Below are 23,441 nucleotides of genomic sequence, written 5' to 3'. Positions count from 1 at the left end.
ACACCTCGACGTCATTAGTTTGGGTCATATGGTTGAACTCGTCACCGAAGGACCGTCGTACGACGCCGCTGTCGCGATCTGGAACGGCGCCGTCACCCAACGCCCGGCACTGGTCGCGTTGTGCACGTCGACCGCCGACGTCCAGGAAGCGATCGCGGAGGCGCGCGAACGCCGCCTGCCGCTGTCGGTCCGCGGCGGCGGCCACGACTGGGCCGGTCGCGCGCTGCGCGCCGGTGGTCTGGTCATCGACCTGACCCGGATGCGGCAGGTCTCGATCGACGGCGAGGTCGCGACCGTCGGTGGTGGAGCGACTGCTGCGGACGCCGCCGAGGCTGCGGACCGGCAGGGACTCGCGGTCGCGACCGGCACGGTCGGTACGGTCGGGTTGCTCGGGCTGACGCTCGGTGGGGGATACGGCCCGCTCAGCGGTCGATTCGGTCTGGCGGCCGACAACCTGCTCGGTGCGGAGGTCGTTCTTGCCGACGGCAACGTCGTACAGGCTGATGCCGAACTCCTGTGGGCGCTGCGTGGTGGTGGCGGCAACTTCGGCGTGGTCACGTCTGCTTCGGTTGCCCTCCACCCGCTGACGGAGGTGCTCGCGGGCTCCTTCACCTATGCGTGGGTGGAGGCCGAGCAGGTGTTGCGCGGGTACGGCGAACTCCTCGACGGTGGTCCGGACGAGCTCACGTCGGTGATCGCCATCGTCGACGGTCCGGCGGTCGTCGTGTCGCCGACGTGGTCCGGCGACACCGCCCAGGGAAAGCTCGTCCTGGACGCCTTCGGGCGACTCGGTACCCCTCTGAACGCCTCGGTCGACGTGAAGTCGCCGCTGGCCAAGCTCCGCGAATTCGACGGCGCCTTCCCGGACGGGGTTCACTACGCGATCCGGACCCGCAACGTCACCGGCTTCACGCCGGAAGTGGTGTCGACGCTGCTCGAGACATACGCCGCGCGTGCGACCCCCGGTACCTTCATCAACATCCACCACTTCCACGGCGCGGCCACCCGGACCCCCGTCGAGAGTGCCGCCTTCGGAGAGCGCCAGTTCCACTTCATGGTCGAGCTCATCGAGGTCGGTGGCGATGGCGTTTGGCCCCGTACGGCGAGTGCCGAGCTCGCGCCGTACTCGCTGCCCGGCGGTTATCCCAACCTCCTCGGCCCCGACGACGCGACGCAGACCGCGGTCGCGTACGGACCGAACGCCGTACGGCTCCTGGCACTCAAGGAGTACCTGGATCCGCACAGCGTGTTCAGTGCGACGCCGTTGCCCGGTCGCTGATGTATCAGCGCGGCCGGTCCGGTACTCCGACCAGTGAGCCGGTGGCTGGGTCGGCTAATTTGTGCTGCATTCTTTAATGCCCAAACAAACGTTCTACGGAAACAATTCCTGACATTAGGCTCTTGCTAATCGCCGAGTGTGCATGCTTGCATTCCCCCAGTAATCGGTCACCTATTTCCTGAGGGGGGAATCCGATGCCACGACTGTCTTTGCCCGCCCGCTTCGCAGCAAGTCTGTTGATCCTGGCGGGTTTCCTCACCGTTGCCGCACCCGCCGCCGACGCCGCCGTTCCGGACCGGAAGGGCTGGGCCTTGTGGGACCAGACCGCCGGCGCCGTGGTGCCGACCGGCACGTGGCCGGGCGGCAGCACCGTCGTACCGGTCGCTTTTGGTCGCTACCAGGTCAAGCTGGTCGGCCAGGGCGCACCGCAGGGCGTCGTCCATGTGACGGCGATCAACAACGCGCCGCACTGGTGCCAGGCGGAGAGCTGGGGTGTGTCCGGCGCCGACGAGATCATCAACATCGCCTGCTACCGAGTCGGTGGCGCGCTGGACGTGTCGAGCTTCAGCGTCTTCTTCGTCCGGGCTTCCGGCGGGCCGGCGCCCGGTCCCTATGGGTACGTCGACTCACCTGCCGGCGGTGGGATCATCAGCCAGTACAACTCGGCCGGCGCTCCCAACACCTCGACGAACCTTGGTGTTGGGCAGTACCAGGTGAAGTTCCCGAGCCTGGTCGCCGGCGGAATCCTCGACGGCAGCCTGCAGGCAACCGCGGTCAACCCGCAGCAGGGGGCCCGCTGCAAGGTTCGCAACTGGGTCTCCAGCGGTAGCGGCCAAGACGTCAACGTGCTCTGCTTCAACGCCGCCGGCGCCTTGCTGAACACGCGCTTCACGCTGACCTACCAGTACAAGGTCTCCCTCTATGGCGCGGCGATTCCGCCGAAGTACTACGGCTACTTCCTCAACCAGCCGCCGGCCGGCCCACCGTCGACCAACCTGAACTCGGTCCTCGGCCTCGGCGCCAACACCATCCTGGCCGCCGGTACCGGCCTCTCCCTGGTGACCTTCCCGAAGATCGCCTTCCCGCAGAACACCGTCCAGGTCACGGCCTACGGTTCGAACTCGAACTTCTGCGGAATGAACACCTTCTGGTTCAACATGTCGTCCGGCCCCGACCTGGTCGTCCGCGACGTCAACTGCTTCACGAACGCCGGTGCCCCGGTGAACACCGGCTTCACCATCAGCGCCAACTCGATCATGTGAGCACACGGGGCCCACGCCGTACAGGTGTGGGCCCTGTGGTGTTGCTCAGAGGCTGGTCACACCTGTGATCCGGTAGACGGTGGAGTCCGGCAATTTCAACGGATAACCCCTGAGGTTGTCGGTTCTCCCCTCGATATTTGAGGGGAGAACCGACAGTTCGAAGGGATATCCCGTCAAATGTGCGCGGGTGGTGGGCAGTCGGTGAGGACGGGTGGTGAACGGCGGGGGCGGACCGCCCCCACTCACCAACCTCCGCGGCGATCCGGCCGCCACGCTCAAACGGCGGCCGGGAAACGCTTCTGAGGGGACTTGGTGAGTGGGGCAGGTCCGGGTTCAGGCGAGACCCGCGGCCTTGAGGATCAGATCCCGTACGGCGGTTGCCGGGATCGGGCCTTCGCCGGCCAGAGCGGGGTCCGAGCTGAGGAAGACGGGGCCGTCTTCGGGGTTGTCGGGGAGGCGGCCGTGGGAGCCTCGGACGGGGGATGGGTCGAGGGGGACTACCTGCATGGTGTAGCGGAAGCCGAGCTTCTTGCGTAGGAGGTAGGAGGCCGCGCGGGGTTTGACCAAGGGATCCTGAGGATCGAAGAAGAGTTCCGCGGGGTCGTAGCCGGGTTTGCGGTGGATCTCGACGGCGCGAGCGAAGTCGGGAGCCCGCTCGTCGTCCAGCCAGTAGTAGTAGGTGAACCAGGCGTCAGGCTCGGCGACCACCACCAGTTCACCGGCCCGGTCGTGGTCGAGACCGTACTGTTTCTTGCCTTCGGCATCCAGTACGTCGGCCACTCCGGGCAGACCGGCCAGAAGCTTCGACACGTGGTCGACGTCAGCCGGTTCACGCACATACACATGCGCGATCTGGTGATCGGCGACCGCAAACGCGCGCGACGCCCACGGGTCGAGGTACTCCATCCCGTCCTGCGTGTGCACCTCGAGCAGGCCCTCACGACGCAGCAGCCGGTTCACATCGACCGGACGACTGACATCCGTGATCCCGTACTCCGACAGTACGACGACCGTCGCACCCCGAGCCTCCGCATCATCGAGCAATGGAGCCAGTACGGCGTCCAGCTCGATCGCAGCCCGCGTCGCCTCGACCGACGAAGCGCCGTACCGCTGGAGGTCGTAGTCCAGATGCGGCACATAAGTCAGCAACAAATCAGGCGAATCCGTGGCGAGGATGTCCCGGGCCGCGTCGATGATCCACTGGCTCGACTTCATGCTTGCCGTCGGCCCCCAATAGTTGAACAGCGGGAAGTCGCCCAACCGCGACGTCAACCGATCATGCAGCGACACCGGCCGCGTGTAGCAGTCGGGCGACTTGCGCCCGTCGGCGTAGTAGATCGGCCGCGGCGTCACCAGCAGGTCGGTCTCCGCGCCCATCGCGTACCACCAGCAGACGTTCGCCACCTTGTACGACGGTTCGGCGCGACGGGCGATGTCCCATACCTTCTCGCCCTGGATGAGCCGGTTGTGCTGCCGCCACAGGAACACCTCACCGAGGTCCCGGAAGTACCAGCCGTTCCCCACGATCCCATGCTCAGTTGGCAGCGAACCGGTCAGGAACGTCGCCTGCGCCGAACACGTCACCGCGGGCAACACCGTCCCCAGATTCCTTGTCAACGGCAACGACCGAAGCCGCGGCATCTTCCGCAGCAACCGCGGCGTCAGCCCGACCACATCGATGACCACCACTTGCCGACTCACAAGGCCTCCAAACCAAGCGCAGTGATCCGCGACCGCAACCAGGCGAGCTCACCGGCGATCCCCTCGGCAAGCTCCGCCGTATCGCGAGGCGACGACGGGAGCACAGACCACGTGTAGGTCTCGGACTCCAGATGCTGAGTCCGCGGATGCGCACCCCCGACGAGGTGAGCGAGCGAATCCTCCAGTACGTCGGTCGTGCTGCTCAACGGCGGTCGCGGCGCCGCATGCACCGGCACGTGAAAGTGCACCCGCCAAGCATCCCGCCCGGCCAGCTGATCGCGAGCATCCAGATTGTCGATCCCGAGCCCACCGCGTTCCCGCGTCTGATGCAAGAACTTCGGCTCGGCGAACTCCGCCAGCAACCGCTGCGCTTCCGGATCACCCGGATCAGCCACATGCAAAGCCGCCGACACCTGACTCTTCACGACCGGAACCCCCGCTGCATCCAACACAGCGAATGCTTCGGCCGGCTCCTCGAACTGCACCGCCAGATGACACGTGTCGAGACACAACCCGATCCGCCCACCCTCGCCGTACGGAGCAAGCCACTCCGCACCCTGCGGCACCAGCTCAATCACACAACCGGGTTCAGGCTCGAACGCCACCCGGATCTGCCGTCCGGTCGACTCCTCGGTCCGCGCGAGATGCACCTCGAGCCGACTCACCGCGGCCCGCGCCCGCGTGTCCTGCTCAACAGTCCACGGGTCTCGCCAGGCCAGTGGCAGCGTCGAGATCGACCCGTACGACGCGTCCGGCGGCAGCAACTGAGCCAGTACGTCGACCAGGTTGCGGGTGTAATGGAGTCGTTCCGGCTGAGTCCAGTCCGGGAGATAGACCTTCTTCCCGACCACCTCGTCGTGGAACCCGGCGTACGGGAAGCCGTTCAACGTCACGACCTCCAGCCCGTTCCGCGACAGCGCGACTCGCAGTCGATGCAGCGCGTCGGGTGAGTTCGCCAGCTGATCAGCGAGTTGATGTGCAAGCCACAAACCAACCCCAAGAACCGGTACGTCGAGCTCCTTCCGCACCAACGCGGAACAGCCGTCGAGCTGCGCGATCACCCCGTCGAGATCCTCAGCCGGATGAACGTTCGTGCAGTACGCGAGATGGACGAGTGACCCGTCGGGATGCCGGAACCTCATGCCCGAGCCCCCCGCAGGATCGAGTTCCCGGCGTAGTTGTCGGCGGGCTCGATGTCCGAAAGGTCAAGCCGCCCGGACTGACCGTAGAACTCCACCGGGTTTTGCCACAGCACCTTGTCGACGTCGGCCGGGCTGAACCCCGCGGCGAGCATCGCCTGACCGGTCGCATATGTCCGCAACGGATCGGAGCGACCCCAGTCGGCGGCCGAATTCACCAGCACCCGCTCAAGACCGAACCGCTGCAGGATCGCGACCATCCGGTCCGGGTCCATCTTCGTGTCCGGGTAGATCGAGAAACCCATCCAGCACCCCGAGTTCGCGACCTCCTCGACCGTGACCTCGTTCAGATGGTCGACAACAACAAACGAAGGCGAGATCCCCGACTCCCGGACCACGTCGAGCGTGCGCGCCGTACCGGTCGCCTTGTCGCGATGCGGCGTGTGCACGAGCGCAGGCAGCCCGAAGCGCACAGCGAGCTCTAACTGCGACGCGAACACGGAATCCTCGGCCGGCGTCATCGAGTCGTACCCGACCTCGCCGACGGCGACCACCCCGTCCTTGGCCAGGTACCGCGGCAGGACGTCGAGGATCTCGCGGCAGCGCGGATCGTTCGCCTCCTTCGGGTTCAGGGCGATCGTGCAGTGGTGCTTGATCCCGTACTGCGAGGCGCGGAACGGTTCCCAGCCGATCAGCCCGTCGAAGTAGTCGACGAACGACGCGGCGCTGGTCCGCGGCTGACCGAGCCAGAAGGCCGGTTCGACGACGGCCTGGACGCCGTGCGCGGCCATCGCCGCGTAGTCGTCGGTGGTCCGGGACGTCATGTGGATGTGCGGGTCGAAGATGCGCATCGGTCGAGTCACCTCTCGTCTGAAATGCTGAGGTACGGCGTGAGATCGGCGGGGACGGCGCGGCCGGCGGCCCTCCTCTCGGCCGCGAAGTCGGTCATCATCCGGAGCAGTTCGGCGTCCACCCGGTCCGGCAGGCCGTCGACCTCGGCCAGCGGGATCCCGGAGAAGACGCACTTGAGCACGGCCTGCCGAAAACTTGCCGTCGGCAACTTCTCGGTGGCGTACGGCGATCCGAGCGCGGCGGTGATCAGCCGCGGATCATTGGTGCGCAGAGCATCGTCGAGCAGGTCGACACCGTGTGCGCTCATGGTGGCGGCGACCTCGTCCAAGGCGAGTGCCTTGAGAACAGCACGTTTCTCGGCAGCATCGCCGTACCGATAGATCTCGGTGATCGCGGCGGCGCTCGCCGTACCGAGCAGGACGGCGCGGGCGGCCTCGTCGGTGGTCCAGCCGTTGCCGAGCAGTTCGCGACCGACGATCCGGCCGACGGCCGGAAACACCTCGGCCAGCGGCCGGTCGCGGAGGGCGGAAACATCGACGGGAAGGTCGGCGGCCTTCATCGTTGTGCCTCTCGCAGGAAGGCGATGGAGTCGTGCGCGATGGTCGGCGCGGCGTGTGAGTGGCGGGGGAGTTCGACGGCGACAAGACCGGTGTACTGGATCTGGCGGAGGGCTTCGAAGACCGGCGGGAAGTCGACCTCGCCAGTCCCGAACTCGAGGTGTTCGTGGACGCCGCGCACCATGTCGTCGATCTGCACATTCACCAGGTACGGCGCTCCGGTGCGGATGCAGTCGGGTGGTGATTGCGACTCGTTGCAGACCAGGTGGCCGATGTCGAGCGTCAGCCCGAGGGCGTCGCTGCCTACCTCGGCCTGCAGGTTGAGATAGCCGGCCAGGTCGTCGACGAGCATCCCTGGTTCCGGTTCGAACCCGAGCCGCACGCCACGGTCGGCGGCGTACCCGGCGAGTTGTTCGCACCCGGCGACGAGGCGTTGCCAGCCGACTGTCGGTTCCACGTCGGGCGGGAGGATGCCGGACCAGAACGAGACCGCCTCAGCGCCGAGGTCGGCCGAGATCTCGATCGCGCGTTTGAGCAGATCGATCCGCTGGTCGGCGCCGTCGGTGTGGAGCAGGGTCGGTGCGTGCTTGCGGAACGGATCGAGCACATAGCGCGCGCCGGTCTCGATCACGACGCCGAGTTGGTGGCGTTCCAGCAGTCGCCCGACCTCGGCGGTTCGTTCACGCAGGCCGGGTTCGAACGGGTCCAGGTGATTGTGATCGAGGGTCAGCGCGACCCCGTCGTACCCGAGGTCGGCGATCACGGCGAGCGCATCGGCCAGCCGATGGTTGGCGAACCCGTTGGTCCCGTAACCGAGCCTCATGTCGACGACACCTTCTTCGCCAACGCCTTCACCAACGGAAACGCCAACGCCAACCCGGCGCCCAGCCGTGGCGCTCCCGCCCGCGCAACCCACGCCGCCTGCAACGGCACCAACCCATGAATGCCCGCACCCACAGCACTCCGGATGTGCTGCGCGTCAGGCTCCCGAGCGGCTGCAGCCTGCGCCGGTACGACGGACCGCGCGAACCACCCCGCGAGCGCAGCCGTGGTCACCTCGGCAACCGTGCTTCGCCGTCGCCACACCAACTGCTTCCAGCTCGAGGCACGCTGTGCGGTTGCCGCGGCCAGGGCCGCACTCACCGCCAAGCTCGCCCGCGCCGGCGTTGGCGTACTCCCGTGCACCTCGCCCCGGGACAGCGTGGTCACGCCAAGAATGTGCGCACCAACAGACAACGCCGGCGCCAACGCCCGCCGCCGCTGATCACCAGCCCCCACCAGTACGTCGAGCGCTCGCGCGGACGCCATCACGGCCGGCCCAGCAATCGTGTTCTTGGCCACCACGTCATACGTCCACGCAGTAGCCGCCAGTGCCGTGGACGTCGCCAACGCAGACCGCCCACCAGCCACCGCGGACAACACCAGCCCGCTCGCAGTCAGCCCAGCCGCAAGATTGAACGCCGTCTGCGCCGACACCCGCCCCGAAGGAATCGGCCGCTCCGGCCGCTCCACCGCATCCAGCTCCCGGTCGGCCCAGTCGTTCAACGCCATCCCAGCCCAGTAAATGCACATCGACGACGCCGACAACCCCACCAGCCGCCCCACCCGCAAATCCCCAGCCGCCGCAGCCCCCGCCAGCACATCCCCCGGCACCGTCAACCCAGCCGGCGCCCGAACCAACTCCACCAACGCCCTCAACACGACTGGGCCCATGCGACTAGGGCGTCGTACTGGGTGCTCAACGAATGCTCGGTGGAGGCTATGGGGTCTTTGAAGTAGAAGCCTAGGAAGGGCATGGGGCCTACGTGACCGCGGTCCAGGGCTAGGGCGGAGAGGCGGGCCAGGTCCAACACGAGGGGTGCGGCTAGGGCGGAGTCGCAGCCTTGCCAGGTGAATTGGAGGGTCATGCGGACGCCGAGGAAGCCGGAGAACAGGACGTGGTCCCACGCGGTCTTCCAGTCGCCCAGGGGATCGACGTAGTCGATGTGGACCTGGCCGGCGACGTCGGGGCCGAGCATGTCGGCGAGGCCGCGTTCCTTGGAGACGTTCTTCGACTCGGCCGCTCGCGGATCGGCGAGTGTCGCGCCGTCACCACCGCCGAGCAGGTTGGTACCGGACCACGCGTGCACCGGCAGCGCCCGGGCGGTGAACATCGGCGCGAGCACGCTCTTCACCAGCGTCTCGCCCGTCTTCGCGTCCTGCCCGCCGAACGGCAGGCCGCGTTCGACCGCCCAGTCGCGGATCACCTGCGGCCGGATCGACGTGGACGGCGTGAAGTCGATGAACGACGCCCCCGCCTCGAACGCCGCCAGTGCCGCCGCACAGCTCCCCGGCAACGGACTGCCTTCGGCAAGGGCTGACCGCAGTACGGCGATGTCGTCGTACAGGATCTGGTACGGCGGCTCGGTCGACGCGACGTTGATCGCGACCACCCGTTCCAGCCCATGCCGTTCCCGGAAGTCGCGGATGTCCGATGCCATTCGCGCAATCACCTCGGACTGACACCCAGCGACCGGGAGGACCACCAGGTTCCCCTCGGCCGCGGCCAGTTCCGCGGCGATCAGCCCATCGAGCCCAGCAGGCAGGACTCCACCGGCGACGAGCCGCTCGACTTGTTTGGTGAGCGGAGTGTCGGTCACGTCGTGACCGCCGAAGACCAGGCTCTCGATCGGCACCAGTCCGGCACTCTCGAAGGCCGGTTGGGCGGTGACGACCCCGGCCGGTGGCGCGCCGTGCGCGAGCGCGGCCGCGCCGGCCACGGTCGTGGTCGCGACCGATCCTCGGGCTCCGAACAACCAGACACCAACGCGTGGACGCATGGAAGCTCCTCACGCCACAGATGGTGATGGATGGCGGACTATCCGTGGCAGCGCGACTCTAAGGTTTGCGAATGCTTCCTGGGAAGCGTTTGTCCCGACTTTGTTGGGCCAACCGCCTAATTCGAGGGGCCTGCGCCCAAACGGTCGGCCGACGGCGGTACGCCGAACATGCGGCGGTACTCGCGGCTGAACTGGGACAGCGACTGGTACCCGACGTCGTGCCCGATCCGTGCGATCTCGGTCCGGGTCGACAGCAACGCGAGCCGCGCACGCTGCAGCCGGAGCGCCTTCTGGTACTGCAGCGGGCTCAGCCGAGTCACCGCCCGGAAGTGCCGATTGAGCGTGGACACGCCAGCCCCGACTCCAGCCGCCAGCTCATCAACCCGCAGCGGCTGATCCACGTTCTGCTGGATCCACCGCACGGCCGCCGCGACGAGCGTCGTACCGGACTCTGTGTCACCAAGCGGCCGAACCAGCGACTGCTGCGATCCCGTCAGCAACCACCAATGAATCTCGCGGATGATCCCGGGCGCCAGCACCTGATAGTCCGCCGGCCGACGATGCAGTCGCAGCAACCGGGTGATCGCATCGAGCAAGTGCTCATCCGCCGTACTGACAGCCAGACCCGGTATGGCGCGCCCCGGCAACCGGCGGAGTTCGGCCGGACCCTCGAGCAGCAGCTCCGCGATCAACGCCGGCCGCAAGGGCATCCCGAAGCCGACGAACGGCGTCTCGTCCGAGGCCTCGAGGACCCGACCGATCATCGGCAGATCGACCGTCACGATCAGGAACTGACCGGCCCGGTACTCGTAGATCTGGTCACCGACAGTCGATTGCTTCGCTCCCTGCAGCACGAACGCGACCGTCGGCGTCGTGGTCGAACCCATCGACATCGTCGGCCGCGAGTTCTGCACGAGCGTCATCCCGTCGACGTCGATCCGCCGATCGGGAGCGCCGGTCATCGTCAGCACGAGGTCGCGCAAGAGGGTCAAGGGGTCCACGCTTCCAGTAAACCTCGCCTTGCCCGATCAAGACCGCAGTGGAGCGGATCAGGCAAGAGATCGGGCGGATCCGGCTACGGATACCGGGGTCCCGGACGAAGACTCGAAGACATGACCACCTTGGATTCCTATCGCACCGTCCCGGGCTCGGGACTGCGGATCAGCCCGGCCACGCTGGGCACCATGACGTTCGGTGAGGACCACGGCTGGGGTGCCTCGGTCGCGGACTCGGAGCGGATGCTCGACGAGTACGTCGACGCCGGCGGCAACTCGATCGACACCGCGAACATCTACACCAACGGCCACTCCGAAGTCATCATCGGCGACTGGCTGACCGCGCACCCCGGTCTGCGCGACCGCCTGGTCCTCGGCTCGAAGTTCTTCGTCAACCTGCACCCCGGCGACCCGAACGGCGGCGGCGCCGGCCGGAAGGCGATCCTGCACCAGGTCGAGGACTCGCTGCGCCGCCTCCGCACCGACTACCTGGACCTCTACTGGCTGCACAACTTCGACCCGGCCACTCCGCGTGAGGAGACCTTGCGCGCCCTCGACGACCTGGTGAGCGCCGGCAAGATCCGATACGTCGGATTCTCCGACGTACCGGCGTGGGCCACGGCTGAAGCGATCGTGCTGGCCCGGTCGCACGGCTGGGCGCCGGTGATCGCGATCCAGGCCGAGTACTCGCTGCTCGAGCGGACCGCGGAAGGCGAGCTCCTGCCAATGGCGCGGTCGCTCGGCGCCGGCGTCCTGCCGTGGTCGCCGCTCAAGGGCGGCTGGCTCTCCGGCAAGTTCCACACTGGGGCGGCCGAGCCCGAGGACACGATTCGGAGCCAAGGCAACCGGCCGCCGACGTCGGCGTACCCGGTCCTGGACGCAGTCCGCGCAATTGCAGAAGAGCTCGGTACGACGCCCGCCGAGGTGGCGCTCGCATGGGTGCGCGGGACACCGGGAGTGACGTCGACGATCCTCGGCGCCCGCCACCTCGAACAGCTTCGCGCGAATCTGCAGTCGGTCACGCTGGAACTCCCGGCCGACGCCCGCGCCCGGCTGGACGAGGTGTCGACACCCCAGCTGAATTTCCCGGCCCAGAACAATGCCGAACTGGCCCCGATGCTGCAATTCGCCGGCGCCACCGTGGACGGAGTCGCGCATTCGGTCTGGCCGTCGCTGACCGGTACCGATTCTCATTCGAGGGTTTGAAAAGGGCCCGAAATCATGGGGATTCCCCCCATCCCGTCGCGCCGGAAATCGATGGTCTACTGAGCTCGCGGTGGGCCCGCCGTTTCCTTGCAGTTGCCGCCCGACGAAGAGGGGAAACCGTCATGGAGAAGATCGAGACCAAGCCGGAACCGCGCAAGATCATGGTGCGCCGGCTCGAGAAGCTGGAGACCACCGCGGTCATCGTGACCGACCCCGGCTGCCGCAACGAACTCTGCGGCTAGTCAGCTGATCAGGACCGGGGCGTGGGCCAACCACGTCCCGGTTCGCGCATCTGGGGAGGGGCTCATGAACAGGCCGCGGGTGAAACCCATTCACAAACCGACGCGACTGACGCCCACGCTGGTGACGGTCGGCGGCCGGCAGCAGGGGATCGGCGCCGAGATCGACGACGAGGACGGCATGGTCTGGCAGCTGCTGGGCCTGATGGACGGAAGCCGTACGCGTTCTGAGATCATCGGGACCTTAGTTGCCGCACGCAACGACCTCACATCGCCAGAGATCGCGGACGCGATGCAGGCGATCATCGATGCCGGGTACGTCGAGGACGCCGCCGCTCCGCCACCCGACAGTCTGAGCGCGGAGGAGATCGACCGCTACGACCGCGCGCTCACCTACTACGCCTGGGTCGACCTCACCCCGCGCCCCTCCCGGTACGACGTACAGGCCCGGCTGAAGGCGAGCAAAGTCGTCGTACTGGGTCTTGGTGGTACTGGTTCTGCAGTCGCCGCCTCGCTCGTCGCCGCCGGGGTCGGAGCCGTGCACTGCGCCGACTTCGACGTGATCGAGGCCGGCAACCTCACCCGCCAACTGCTCTACACCGAGGACGATCTCGGCAAGCCGAAGATCCCGGTCGCACTCGAGCGTTTGAGCAAGATCAACAAGCATGCCGTCGTCACCGGCGAGGAGCTCAAGGTCGATTCGGCCGATGCGGTCGCGTACCTGATGGACCAGGCCGACCTGATGATCCTCTGCGCCGATCAGCCGATGCACACGATCCGCGAGTGGACCAATGAGGCGGCGCTCCGCACCAGAACCCCTTGGATGCTTGCCCAGTACGCCGGTCCGATGGCCGTCGTCGGCCTCTTCGTCCCGGGCGAGACGTGCTGCCCGGACTGCCTGCCGAGTGTCCGCGATCGGCTGCGCGACCAATACGGCCAAGAGCCTGAAGATCTGTTCCCGTTCACCGGCCACGCGGTGATCGCGCCGACCGCCAACCTGACCGGCCACCTCGCGGCGCTCGACGCGGTCTACCACCTCGGCGGCATCCCGACGACGACACGCGGCCTGATGTTTCACCTCAGCCTGACCGACCTGACCTACCACTACACGGTCCGCCCGACCCCCGGCACCACCTGCGCGACCTGCGGGTGGACATGAGCCTCGCCCATGTCGTCGTACGGAAAGAAGGCGAGGACGAGTACGTCGTCGGCGATCCGGCCAGCGGCAACTTCGTCGTCGTACCCGAGCTAGGCGCCCGCCTGGTCGAGCTCTTCATCGCCGGCCGCACCACCGAGGAGGCGGCCGCGCAGCTCGAAGCCGAAACCGGCGAGACCATCGACGCCGCCGACTTCCTGGAGGTCCTCCATGAGGCCGGAATCACCCGCACCACTGAAACCGCCGAGCACTGGTCGATCTCACGTATCCCGGCAAGGCTCGTCCGCCCGTTCTTCGGTCCGATCGCCTGGACCCTGTACGGCGCTTGCCTGGCCGTGACCCTGGTGATGTTCGTGATCGAGCCGTCGCTGCGGCCGACGTACGAGGACACGTTCGTCTTCCCGGACATCGTGGCGAGCCTCCTGGTCACCAACGTGGTCGTCATCGCGCTGACCTTCCTGCACGAGACCTGGCACGCGTTCGCGGGCGCGGCCGTCGGCGTACCGTCGCGGCTTCGCCTCGAGCGGCGCGGCATCTTCCCTGTCCTCGAAACCGACCTGTCCGGCCTGTGGGCGCTCCCGCCGGCCAAACGCTACGGCCCGTTCTTGGCCGGGATGGCGATCGACAGCGTGGTCCTGTTCTTCGCTGTCGCACCGCGCTACGCGTGGTCCCGCGGCTGGATCGACCTGTCGCCGACACTCATCCGCATTCTCGCCATGGTCGTCCTCAGCCAGGTCGCCAAACTCGCCTTCCAAACCCTGGCCTACCTCCGCACCGACATGTACCTCGTGATGGCCACCGCCACCGGCTGCGGCAACCTGCACAAGGTCACCCGCCTCTCTCTGAAGCGCCTGGTACGACGTCTCACCCCGGCCGAGCAGCAGGTGATGGCCACGGCCCACGACCGCGATCTGCGCGTAGCCCGCTGGTATTGCCTGCTGTACCTCACCGGGCTGATCTGGATGGTCTGGTTCGCCGTTCACTTCCTGTTGCCCAGCGCAAAGGTCACCTTCGGCTGGGCGTTCGGCGTACTGCTGCAGGCCCCGCCCTTCAGCCTCTACTGGTGCGAAGGCCTGGTCCTGCTCGCCTTCACCTCTCTCAACGTCTTCCTGCCGCTGGGCGTCTGGATCCGCAACCGCCGAAGGGCCGCAGCATGAAGAAGCGCACCGGCCTGATCGTCGGCATCCTCGTCACCACCCTCAGCGTCCTCACCATGTCCAGCTTCGCCTTCGGTGTCTTGCTGGGCCAGTTCAACGACCGCAAAGCCCTTCCCTGCAACGAAGTCCCCGGCACCCCCCAACCCTTCGAAGGCAACCGCCACCTCGCCTACCAGAACGCCCCGCACGGGCCGTACAAGACCGTGCCCCCAACCTCCGGCCCGCACTCACCCCGAGTCGTCATCCCCGGCATCTACCGAGCCCCCATTCCACCCGAACTCCAGGTCCACATCCTCGAACACGGCCACGTCCTCCTCCAGTACGCCGCCAGTACGCCGCCCGCCGACATCGACCGCCTGGAACGCATCGGCCGCCGCCACCCCCGCGACGTCATCGTCGCCCCCTATCCCGACCTCCCCACCGGCATCGCCGTCACCGCCTGGCAACGCCTGGAGAAGATGGATGCCGTCGACAACAACCGCATCGAAGACTTCGTCACCAAAGTCGCCGGCCGCTACAACCACCAATGGCGCAACAACGCCACCGACTGCCTCACTCCGTGAGCTTGGTCAGCTTTTCGCGGAGGCCGGGGACGCGGGGCGGGATGTGCTCCTCGGCCATGGCGAGCGCCTGCGTGAGGTGATCGATAGCGGTGAGGGGATCACCGGCCGCGACGGCATGGTCGGCGACGCCTTCGTGCCCGGCCATCATGTACACGTAGTCCCCGGCTGTTGTCGCGCTCTCCAGAACAGGCTCGAACCAGGACAGTGCGCCGGCCAGGTCACCGGCCGCCAGCAAACTGTTGCCCAGGTGCATCTGCATGGTCCAGCCGGTGATGATGGAGCCGGTCGCCTCCGCCGCGACCAGCGCCTGCCGATGCAGCTCGACGGCGCGTTCCACGTCACGGCCGCTGTCGCGGTAGGCCGCGCCGAGCGCTCCCAAGGCCCACGGGAGGCTGAAGATGTTGTTCAGTTCGAGCGCGAGCTCGTGCGCCGCTGTGGCGGTCGCGATGGCCTCGTCGACCCGGTCGACGGCGAGGTACATCACGCTCAGGGCAGCGAGCGTGTCGGCGAAGAGGCCACCGGCCGGGATGCGGCGGAAAGCGACGACGGATTCCTCGAAGGCAGCCACTGCCGGCTCGTAGTTGTATGCGTTGCCGTGCAGCATGCCGAGGGAGGAGAGATTCCACGCCAGGAGGCGGTCTTCCTTCAGCTCTCGGGCCAGCCGGGTCGATTCCTCCAGCACAGCCAAGCCCTCGCCATAAGGGTCGAGGGTCCGCAGCGCCTTTCCCAGAGCGTTCAGGATCTCGGCGCGCAACAGCAAGTCGCCGTCGGGCGGCAGCCGATCCAACGCGCGGCGCAGAAGCTCCGCGGCAGGGCGTCCGCCACGCTGGGCACGGATCAGGCGGCCGTGCGCATGCAGGACCCGCGCCTCGGCCTCGTGGTCGGACAGCGTGGCCGCGGCCGAGAGAGCCAGCTCGAGGACGCGATCCTGGTGCTGAATCCGGCCGCGACGTTCGAGGTAGGAGACGGTTGCGAGCGCCAGCTGCCAGGTACGCCGGTGGGTGCCGCTCGCGGCCGAGTACTCGACCGCTGCGGCGAAGTTGTCCACCTCGCCATCGGCCCAGGCCTTCGCCTGCTCCCAGCTGTCGAACTCCGGCAGCGCGCGGGACGATCGCGCCTCCGGCTCGAAGTAGTGCGTACCTTCCTGCCACGAGAAGGGGTGAAAACAGGCCTGTTGGTAGTAGTCCAGCAACCGGTCGGAGGCTGCGGTCAGCGTCGCCGGTGAGTCCGTGGTGCGGGCGAGGTGGCCGGCGTACTCGCGGATCAGGTCGTGGAACTCGTAGCGACCGGGCGTCGGCTGGAGCAGCAGGTTGGCATCGACGAGTGACTCGGCGAGATCGGAGGCTTCGTCGGGCGTCCGATCGACGAGGGCAGCAGTGCCGTACTGGTCGAAGTCGCGGCCCGGCACCCGGCTGAGCACGCGGAACAACAGTTGCTGGTCCGCGCCCAGCTGGCCGTAGGAGAGCTCGAAGGCGGCGCTGACGCCGATTCCTTCGACGGCGAGCTCGGACAATCTGCGGCCGACCTGGTCGAGGCGGTCGTTGAGGTGGGCAACGGTCCAGGACGGACGATGCCGCATCCGGGCCCCGGCGATGCGAAGCGCCAGCGGGAGGCTGCCGCACCGCTCGATCAGGCCGTTGCTGGCCGCAACATCCTGACCGGCGCGCTCCGAGCCGACCAGGTCCGCCAGCAGGGCGGCTGCATCGTCGGGCGTGAGCAGCTCCAGGTGCAGTCGTTCCCGAACGTCCAGACCGGTGAGCTGCTGCCTGCTGGTGATCAGCACTCCGCAGGTCGGTGAGCCCGGAAGCAGCGGTTCGACCGCGCTGCTGCTCGAAGCGTTGTCCAGGATGATCAGCAGTCGCCGGCCGGCCACCGTCGTACGCCACAGGGAGCGTGCTTCCTCGAGGCCGGCCGGGATGGCCAGATTGCCGACCCCGGCGCCGACGAGCAAGTGGTCGAGAGCGGCCTTCGGGTTGCGTGGCGGGTGGTCGGAGCTGTGGCCGTGCAAGTCGACGAACAACACTCCGTCGGAATACTGGGCGGCCAGCCGACGAGCGGTGCGGACGGCGAGGGCGGTCTTGCCGACGCCGGCCATGCCGTCGATGGCGACGACCGGTGGCGCCGACGTACTGGGGCTTTGGAGCGCGCTGGTGAGCCGGTCGAGCTCGGCGGCACGGCCGACGAAGGCGGCGCCGGCGTAGGGGAGTTCGTCGCGGGTGCTGGTCGCCGCCGACTCGTTGCGGAGGATGGATTGGTGCAGGTCGCGGAGGGCGGGGCCGGGTTCGATGCCTAGCTGGTCGATGAGGGTTTGGCGGGTTCGGGTGTAGAGGTCGAGCGCTTCGGCTTGGCGGCCGTCGGCGGTGAGGGCTTGCATGAGTTGGCCGGCGAGGCGTTCGTCGAAGGAATGGGCGGCGACGGCCGGGACGAGTTCGGCGATCAGGTCGGTGGTGTGGCCGCGGGCCAGGTCGGCGTCGACGCGGTCGGCGAAGACCTTGTTGCGGCGTTCGGTGAGGCGGCGGCGTTGGGCGGCCAGGAACTGGCCGGGGAGCCCAGGGAGCGGCTCGCCGCGGAAGAGGTCGAGGGCTTGGGCGTAGGCCGCGGCGGCTCCGTCCAGGTCGCCGCTGTCGCGCAGCTTGACCGCGTGGTCGGCGGCGGCCTCGAAGTCGGCGATGTCGAGGGCGCCGGGCGGGAGGCGGAGGACGTAGCCGTTGGCGGTGTGCTGCAGGACATCGGCGGGGAGGGCCTTGCGGAGGCGATAGATGTACGGCGGGAGGACCTTCAGGCCGGTGCCTGGTGGCTTGTCGTCCCAGACCAGGTCGAGGAGGTCTTCCGCCGTACAGACCTGGTTGGCGCGCAGGGCGAGAACGGCCAGCAGGGTCTGCAGGCGGTGGGCGCCGACTGCGATCGGTTCGTCCCGCCAGAGGACGCGCAGCGGTCCGAGGATCTCGATGCGTAGCTGCCCGGTCACTAGAGCAGTCTGCCTTGCGGTGGGAGCAGCATCAACGCGGCTGCAGGATGCTGCAAGGCGCATCCGCTCTGTGGAAGGCACGCCCATCGGAATTGGCTGCGGAGATCTACGACGTCGATCGACTGAGCTGTACGGCGGCCTCCGCGGCGACGGCGATCGCCAGATCCGCGGCGGTGTCGTCGTCGTTCTCCGGAATGAGTTGGTGAATCGTCCGGCTCAGGTGCAGCTCGAGCGCGGTGATGCGCTGCTGCTTGGCCAAAGCCTCGGCGTGATCGAGGTCGTGGTGGACGATCTGGCTGGCGCCTTCTGGTGGAAGGGGCGCGAGCCAGGCGTGTTCGGGAGCGATGACGGTCTTGGCCGGCAGCAGCGCGAGGGCGCCACCGCCGGTGCCTTGGCCGAGCAGGATGGCGAGCGTCGGAACTTTCAGCGTGGCCAACGTGGCGATGCACTGCGCGATCTCACCGGCCAGTCCGCCTTCTTCGGCAGCGGGCGAGAGCTCCGCGCCGGGGGTGTCGATGACCGTCACCAACGGCAGACCGAGTGACTCGGCGAGGTTCATCCCGCGACGCGCCTGCCGGAGGGCGGCCGGGCCCATCGGCTTGGACTGCGAACGATCTTGCCCGACCACGACGCACGGCTGCCCGTCGAGCCGCGTCAACGCGACCAGCACACTCGCGTCCGGTTCGGTGAGCCGCACGGTACCGGTAGCGCCGTACCGGAGGAGGTCGCGCACGCCAGCGCGCTCCGGCCGTCGCGTGCGCAGCACCGACGTCCAGGCATCACCAGGATCGATCGACCCAGTACGGCGGGCCAGTCGCGGCGCAACCGGCGGATCGACCAGTACGGCGAGTGCGCGGTCGAGCAGCACCGGCAAATCAGCCGTCGCCACCACGCCATCGATCACCCCGTGCGCAGCCAAGTTCTCCGCGGTCTGAACGCCTTCCGGGAAGGGGCGGCCGTTCAGCGCCTCGAACACCTTTGGCCCGAGAAACCCAGTCAGGGCACCAGGTTCGGCCACCGTGACATGTCCGAGTGAACCCCACGAGGCGAACACGCCGCCAGTCGTCGGATGCCGCAGATGCACGAGATACGGCAGCCCAGCACCCTTGTGCGCCATCAACGCGGTCGAGATCGAGATCATCTCGACGAACGCCGGCGCGCCTTCCTGCACGCGGGTCCCGCCGGACGCGGTCGACGCCACGATCGGCAGCCGCTCCGCGGTCGCCCGGCGGATCGCGGCCGTGATCCGATCCGCGGCGACCCGCCCGATCGACCCGGCCAGGAACGCGAACTCGCTCACCAGGACGACGACCGGCCGTCCGTGCACGCTGCCACGACCGGTCAGTACGGCTTCGTCCGTACCGGCTCTTTCTGTTGCCCTACGCAACTGTTCCTGATACTCCGGATCAGCCACCTGTACGGCGGGTTGGTCCCACGACTCGAAGGAGCCGGCATCCAGGAAGGTGTCGATCAGTCCCCGTGCGGTGCTCATCGTCGTCACCATCCCGGAGCCACCAACGCGGCCCAGACCAGCAGCGGTCCGGCCAGCACGACGATCACGCTGTAGGTCAGAATCTGCTTGTAGTACACGGGTTCCGCGATCGTGTCCGGCCGGTTCGCGAGCATCAGGGCGCCGTTCGTGGAGAACGGACTGACGTCGACGATGGTCGACGAGACGGCGAGGGCGGCGACGAACAGACCGGCGCTCAGGTGGCCGTGGGCGATCAGCGGGAGCGCAATCGGGATGATCACCGGCAGCAGCGCGGCCGACGAGGCGAACGCCGAGACCACGCCGCCGACATAGCAGAGGACTAGTGCGCCGATGACGGCCGCACCGAGCCCGGCGGCCCACTTGCCGACGAACTGCGGGGAACCCGCTTCGGTGAGGATCGCGGCGTACGTGCTGACACCGGCGACGAGCAGGACGGTCGGCCAGGCGACCTGCTTGGCGGCGTCCTTGTTCTTGATCGGAGAGAGGATCGCCAGGATGACCGCGGCGGTGATCGCGACGAACCCGATGTTCTTGTCGAAGGCCAGCGCGACGACCGCGACCCCGAGGAACGCGACGAGCGTCAGGATCTGGTCACGGGTCGCCCCGTGCTTCTCGTCGGAGTCGTTTGGCTCGATCTGATCGGCACGCTGGGACATCAGCCTGCGTCCGCCGAGGACCACGAACAGGATCGCGGCCAGCACCAGGTTGACGGCCAGGCTGGACAGGAAGACGGTCAGCTCGCTGTTCGGGAGGCCGTTGTCGGCCATCACCGAGTTGGTGATCGTGCCGTAGATGCTGATCGGCGAGAAGCCGCCGGCCTGCGCGCCGTGGACGACGAGCATGCCCATCATCAGCGGGCTGATCTTGTACTTCTGCGCGAAGCCGAGCGCGATCGGCCCGATGATCGCGCACGCCGCCGGACTGACGGCCCCGATCGCGGTCAGTACGGCGGTCACTGTGAACATCACCCACGGGATCAGCGCGACCCGACCTCCGACGGCTCGGACAGCCCCCGCGACTATCAAGTCGACGGTGCCGTTGTTCCGCGCTATCGCGAACAGGAAGGTGACGCCGATCAAGGTGAGGACGAGATCACCGCTGAGGCCGGCCAGGATCTCCTTCTCGCTCAGGTGCAGCGAGTACATGCCGACCAGCCACGCCGCGACGTACGCGAGCGCGCCCATGTTGATCGGCAAGATGGTGCCCACGACGAACAGCGCAATCAGCGCCAGGATCGCAATCCACTCAGGTCCCATGAGCTACCTCACAGTAGTATTGGCTGAGTGGCCTAGCCAATAGTCCAATGCGCCGTCTGTCAATACAGTGGGGTCCATGGACTTGCCGCCACCTCCCCGTCCGGTGCCGCGCTCCCGCCTGTACGAACAGGTGGCCGATCAGATCAGTCTGTGGATCCGTGAGAACGAGTTGCAGCCGGGAGATCGGCTGCCGCCGGAGCGCGAACTGGCGCAGCGGCTGGGGGTGAGCCGGGCGACGCTGAGTCAGGCGCTGGTGGCGCTGGAGGTGATCGGCGCGGTCGTGGTCCGGCACGGGGACGGGACGGTGCTGACCGAGCGCGCGCGGACCGGACCGGTGATCGAGGCGATCCGGGCCCACGCCGATCGGCTGCCCGAGATCATCGACGCCCGCGATGCGCTCGAGTCGAAACTCGCCGCGCTCGCCGCAAGCCGTCGTACCGAGGACGACCTGGTCGCGATCAGGGCCGCGTTGACCGCGATGGAGCGGGACATCGCGGCGGGCGGTCGGGGAGTGGACGCGGATGAAGCGTTCCACGGCGCGGTCACCGCGGCGGCGCGGTCGTCGTTGCTGGCGCAGATGATGGCGACGATTCAGGGCTTGATTCGCGAGACCCGCCTGGAGTCTCTGTCCCAGCCCGGCCGTCCGAAGGACTCGCTGGCCGGCCATCGCAAGATCGCCGACGCCATCGAGGCCGGCGACGCACTAGCTGCGGCAGCCGCCATGCACGAGCACGTCATGCTCGTCTCCGATGTCGCACTCCTGAGGGAGACCAAGTGAGTGGGGCCGAGCACCTGGCGGTGATCGGTGCCGGGTTCGGCGCGGGCATCCTCACGTCGACCGTCGGCGTTGCTTCGTTGCTGAGCTTCCCCGTTTTGATTGCCCTGGGCATCCCGCCGGTCGTCGCGAACGTGTCGAACACGATCGGCTTGCTGCCCGGTGCGTTGTCCGGCTCGTTCGGCTACCGCCGCGAGATCCGCGACGTACCACGCCCGATCACGATCGCGGTCGTGGCGATCTGCGCGGTCGGTTCGATCGGCGGCGTCGTACTGCTGCTCGCCCTGCCGCCAGGCGTGTTCGCCACCGCGGCACCGTGGCTGATCCTGTTCACCTGCCTGATCGTCGGCGTCCAGCCGCGAATCTCCCGCTGGCTGCGCGCCCGCAGCGACCACCCCCACGGTCTCCGTACGTCGATGTCCCCGGCAACCTATGTCTTCACCGCTCTGACCGGCGTGTACGGCGGATACTTCGGAGCTGGTGCCGGAGTGATGATGATGGCGGTGCTCGCCCTCGGCCTGGACCTCGAACTCCGCGTCGTCAACGGCCTCAAAACCCTGTCGTTGCTCGCGGCAAACGTCGTCGCCAGCGCCATCTTCGTCGTGATCACCGACATCAACTGGACCGCCGCTGCCCTCTTGGCCGCCGGCTCCCTCGTCGGCGGCTACGTCGGTTCCCACATCGGCCGCCGCATCCCCGGCGGCCTCCTCCGCGCCCTCATCGTCCTCGCCGGCATCACCGCCGCCGTACTGATGCTGACCTAGACGACCCGTGATTGCGCGACGGCAAAATGAGGGGATCTCCCCTCAAGTTGCTGGTTCTCCCCTCATTGAGTGCCCCCGCCACCCGACCTTGGGCACGCCCCAACCACTCCGACCGGCCTCGCGTGGTCGAGGGTGCACAAGGTGACCCGGCCATCGGACCTTGAGCACGCCCCAACCACTCCGACCGGCCTCGCGTGGTCGAGGGGTGCACAAGGTGACCCGGCCATCGGACCTTGAGCACGGCTCAACCGCTTTGACCGGCCTCGCGTGGTTGAGGGGTGCACAAAGTGACCCCGCCATCGGACCTTGAGCACGGTTCAGCCATTTCGGCGGGTGTCGTGTGGTTGAGGGGTGCACAAGGTGGCTTACGGGGTTGGGGTGGCGGTCCGGTGATCGTGGGTTCGCGGGGTGGGGGGGTGCGTGCGGTTGTCGGTGAGTTTTTCGTCGCCTGGACCCGAAAAACTCACCGATAGCGCAAGCTCCGGGCATCACGTACCTCAGCCACAGCCCGTCAGCCCCAGGCAACGGAGAACGCGGTCGCCGACCTCGCCATCCCCCTCAGCCATCTGCTGGGCGCACGCGAAGCTTTCAGTCGACCGCCGGAGGCGGTCGAGGTGGCGCGGCGGGCCAGGTGAGCGACTCGGCCGGGTACGTCGCGCTGTGGCTGAGGTTGGTTGCGGCCGATCAAAAGACGGGGTGGCTGGGCAATGCGGTGGCTGAGGGGGATGGTCCGGTCGGCGACCGCGGTACACGTTGCCTAGGGCTGACGGGCTTTGGTTGCGGTCGGAAAGAAGCCTCGCGGGTAACCGATGCTGGCTGGCTGGCTGGCTGGCTGGCTGGCCGGCGGGTTGTGGTCGCGGTCCGGGAACGACGCTGGCGGGTTCGCAGTTGCTGGGGGTGACGGGCTTTGGGTGCGGCGAAAGTAGGGCGCTTCGGTGATCGGGCTGTACAGACCGACTGTTGGTAGGCGGACGGAGCGGGCGTGCTGCAGCGTGACGGAGGTGCCGAAAAGGGCGGCTGGTAAGCGTAGTAACAGTCGGTGTGTACGCAACCGCGCCGGAGCGGCCGCAGCCCCGGGTCACCACCCATCGAGCAGGAGAGCCGAAAATGAGGGGATCTCCCCTGACGTTGACGGTTCTCCCCTCAAAATTTCAGGGGAGAACCGTGGCGGAATCCATCGGTGGAAGCAACGGGTTCATGCTGCTGCCGGGTTGGCGAGCAGGTCGGCCAGCGCTTGGGCTGGGGTTTTCAGTTGGAGTGT

Annotated in this window: 19 protein-coding genes; 8 read left to right on the top strand and 11 right to left on the bottom strand. The window is 67.6% G+C overall.

Going from position 1 to position 23,441, the window contains the following annotated elements; genetic code table 11:
- Positions 1 to 28 precede the first annotated feature (28 nt).
- Entirely contained in the window at positions 29 to 1,279 is a 1,251-nt protein-coding gene (locus ACFVWG_RS39835; RefSeq protein ID WP_391548714.1) for an FAD-binding oxidoreductase, read from the top strand.
- Positions 1,280 to 1,473: 194 nt separating this feature from the next.
- A complete protein-coding gene (locus ACFVWG_RS39830) occupies positions 1,474 to 2,541 on the top strand; it encodes a hypothetical protein (RefSeq protein WP_391548713.1) in 1,068 nt (355 codons plus the stop codon).
- A 333-nt stretch (positions 2,542 to 2,874) separates the two neighbouring features.
- Here ACFVWG_RS39830 and ACFVWG_RS39825 read toward each other — a convergent pair whose 3' ends face one another.
- The 8 genes from ACFVWG_RS39825 to ACFVWG_RS39790 all read right to left on the bottom strand — a co-directional run bounded on the left by ACFVWG_RS39825 (position 2,875) and on the right by ACFVWG_RS39790 (position 10,610).
- Positions 2,875 to 4,242, bottom strand: coding sequence for an alkaline phosphatase family protein (locus ACFVWG_RS39825; RefSeq protein ID WP_391548712.1), 1,368 nt, complete (start codon positions 4,240 to 4,242; stop codon positions 2,875 to 2,877).
- The gene (gene eboE, locus ACFVWG_RS39820) at positions 4,239 to 5,384 is read right to left on the bottom strand and encodes a metabolite traffic protein EboE (protein ID WP_391548711.1); all 1,146 of its coding nucleotides are present in this window, start codon (positions 5,382 to 5,384) and stop codon (positions 4,239 to 4,241) included. The genes ACFVWG_RS39825 and eboE overlap by 4 nt, the downstream gene beginning before the upstream one ends.
- On the bottom strand, positions 5,381 to 6,232 hold the full coding sequence (locus ACFVWG_RS39815) for a TatD family hydrolase (protein ID WP_391548710.1): 852 nt from the start codon (positions 6,230 to 6,232) through the stop codon (positions 5,381 to 5,383). Before ACFVWG_RS39815 ends, eboE begins: the two co-directional genes overlap by 4 nt.
- 8 nt (positions 6,233 to 6,240) lie before the next feature.
- On the bottom strand, positions 6,241 to 6,792 hold the full coding sequence (locus ACFVWG_RS39810; protein ID WP_391548709.1) for an EboA domain-containing protein: 552 nt from the start codon (positions 6,790 to 6,792) through the stop codon (positions 6,241 to 6,243).
- Entirely contained in the window at positions 6,789 to 7,613 is an 825-nt protein-coding gene (locus ACFVWG_RS39805; RefSeq protein ID WP_391548708.1) for a sugar phosphate isomerase/epimerase family protein, read from the bottom strand. Before ACFVWG_RS39805 ends, ACFVWG_RS39810 begins: the two co-directional genes overlap by 4 nt.
- Positions 7,610 to 8,503: an SCO3242 family prenyltransferase gene (locus ACFVWG_RS39800; RefSeq protein ID WP_391548707.1), complete on the bottom strand. Its 894-nt coding sequence runs from the start codon at positions 8,501 to 8,503 to the stop codon at positions 7,610 to 7,612. The genes ACFVWG_RS39805 and ACFVWG_RS39800 overlap by 4 nt, the downstream gene beginning before the upstream one ends.
- A complete protein-coding gene (locus ACFVWG_RS39795) occupies positions 8,485 to 9,609 on the bottom strand; it encodes an inositol-3-phosphate synthase (protein WP_391548706.1) in 1,125 nt (374 codons plus the stop codon). The genes ACFVWG_RS39800 and ACFVWG_RS39795 overlap by 19 nt, the downstream gene beginning before the upstream one ends.
- A gap of 116 nt (positions 9,610 to 9,725) precedes the next feature.
- The gene (locus ACFVWG_RS39790) at positions 9,726 to 10,610 is read right to left on the bottom strand and encodes an AraC family transcriptional regulator N-terminal domain-containing protein (protein WP_391548705.1); all 885 of its coding nucleotides are present in this window, start codon (positions 10,608 to 10,610) and stop codon (positions 9,726 to 9,728) included.
- Between the two features lie 111 nt (positions 10,611 to 10,721).
- Between ACFVWG_RS39790 and ACFVWG_RS39785 the strand changes: the two genes are divergently transcribed.
- The 4 genes from ACFVWG_RS39785 to ACFVWG_RS39770 all read left to right on the top strand — a co-directional run bounded on the left by ACFVWG_RS39785 (position 10,722) and on the right by ACFVWG_RS39770 (position 14,925).
- Complete coding sequence (locus ACFVWG_RS39785) at positions 10,722 to 11,810, top strand: aldo/keto reductase (protein ID WP_391548704.1); 1,089 nt, start codon at positions 10,722 to 10,724, stop codon at positions 11,808 to 11,810.
- 306 nt (positions 11,811 to 12,116) lie between these two features.
- Positions 12,117 to 13,208 carry a HesA/MoeB/ThiF family protein gene (locus ACFVWG_RS39780; RefSeq protein WP_391548703.1) on the top strand — a complete coding sequence of 364 codons (1,092 nt, stop codon included), beginning with the start codon at positions 12,117 to 12,119 and terminating at the stop codon, positions 13,206 to 13,208.
- A complete protein-coding gene (locus tag ACFVWG_RS39775; protein WP_391548702.1) occupies positions 13,205 to 14,362 on the top strand; it encodes a hypothetical protein in 1,158 nt (385 codons plus the stop codon). Before ACFVWG_RS39780 ends, ACFVWG_RS39775 begins: the two co-directional genes overlap by 4 nt.
- The gene (locus tag ACFVWG_RS39770; RefSeq protein ID WP_391548701.1) at positions 14,359 to 14,925 is read left to right on the top strand and encodes a DUF3105 domain-containing protein; all 567 of its coding nucleotides are present in this window, start codon (positions 14,359 to 14,361) and stop codon (positions 14,923 to 14,925) included. Before ACFVWG_RS39775 ends, ACFVWG_RS39770 begins: the two co-directional genes overlap by 4 nt.
- Here ACFVWG_RS39770 and ACFVWG_RS39765 read toward each other — a convergent pair.
- The 3 genes from ACFVWG_RS39765 to ACFVWG_RS39755 all read right to left on the bottom strand — a co-directional run bounded on the left by ACFVWG_RS39765 (position 14,915) and on the right by ACFVWG_RS39755 (position 20,641).
- Entirely contained in the window at positions 14,915 to 17,893 is a 2,979-nt protein-coding gene (locus tag ACFVWG_RS39765; RefSeq protein WP_391548700.1) for a BTAD domain-containing putative transcriptional regulator, read from the bottom strand. The genes ACFVWG_RS39770 and ACFVWG_RS39765 overlap by 11 nt on opposite strands.
- A gap of 106 nt (positions 17,894 to 17,999) precedes the next feature.
- Entirely contained in the window at positions 18,000 to 19,385 is a 1,386-nt protein-coding gene (locus ACFVWG_RS39760) for a carboxyl transferase domain-containing protein (protein ID WP_391548699.1), read from the bottom strand.
- Positions 19,386 to 19,390: 5 nt separating this feature from the next.
- Positions 19,391 to 20,641, bottom strand: coding sequence for an SLC13 family permease (locus ACFVWG_RS39755; protein ID WP_391548698.1), 1,251 nt, complete (start codon positions 20,639 to 20,641; stop codon positions 19,391 to 19,393).
- 76 nt (positions 20,642 to 20,717) lie between these two features.
- Between ACFVWG_RS39755 and ACFVWG_RS39750 the strand changes: the two genes are divergently transcribed.
- Both ACFVWG_RS39750 and ACFVWG_RS39745 read left to right on the top strand, forming a co-directional pair.
- Positions 20,718 to 21,419: a FadR/GntR family transcriptional regulator gene (locus tag ACFVWG_RS39750; RefSeq protein WP_391548697.1), complete on the top strand. Its 702-nt coding sequence runs from the start codon at positions 20,718 to 20,720 to the stop codon at positions 21,417 to 21,419.
- Positions 21,416 to 22,180, top strand: a complete 765-nt coding sequence (locus ACFVWG_RS39745) for a sulfite exporter TauE/SafE family protein (protein WP_391548696.1) — start codon at positions 21,416 to 21,418, stop codon at positions 22,178 to 22,180. The genes ACFVWG_RS39750 and ACFVWG_RS39745 overlap by 4 nt, the downstream gene beginning before the upstream one ends.
- Positions 22,181 to 23,441: the final 1,261 nt, after the last annotated feature.

It is taken from the genome of Kribbella sp. NPDC058245 (assembly GCF_042882005.1).
Lineage (GTDB): Bacteria > Actinomycetota > Actinomycetes > Propionibacteriales > Kribbellaceae > Kribbella.
This window is presented reverse-complemented; position numbering and strand designations above follow the sequence as displayed.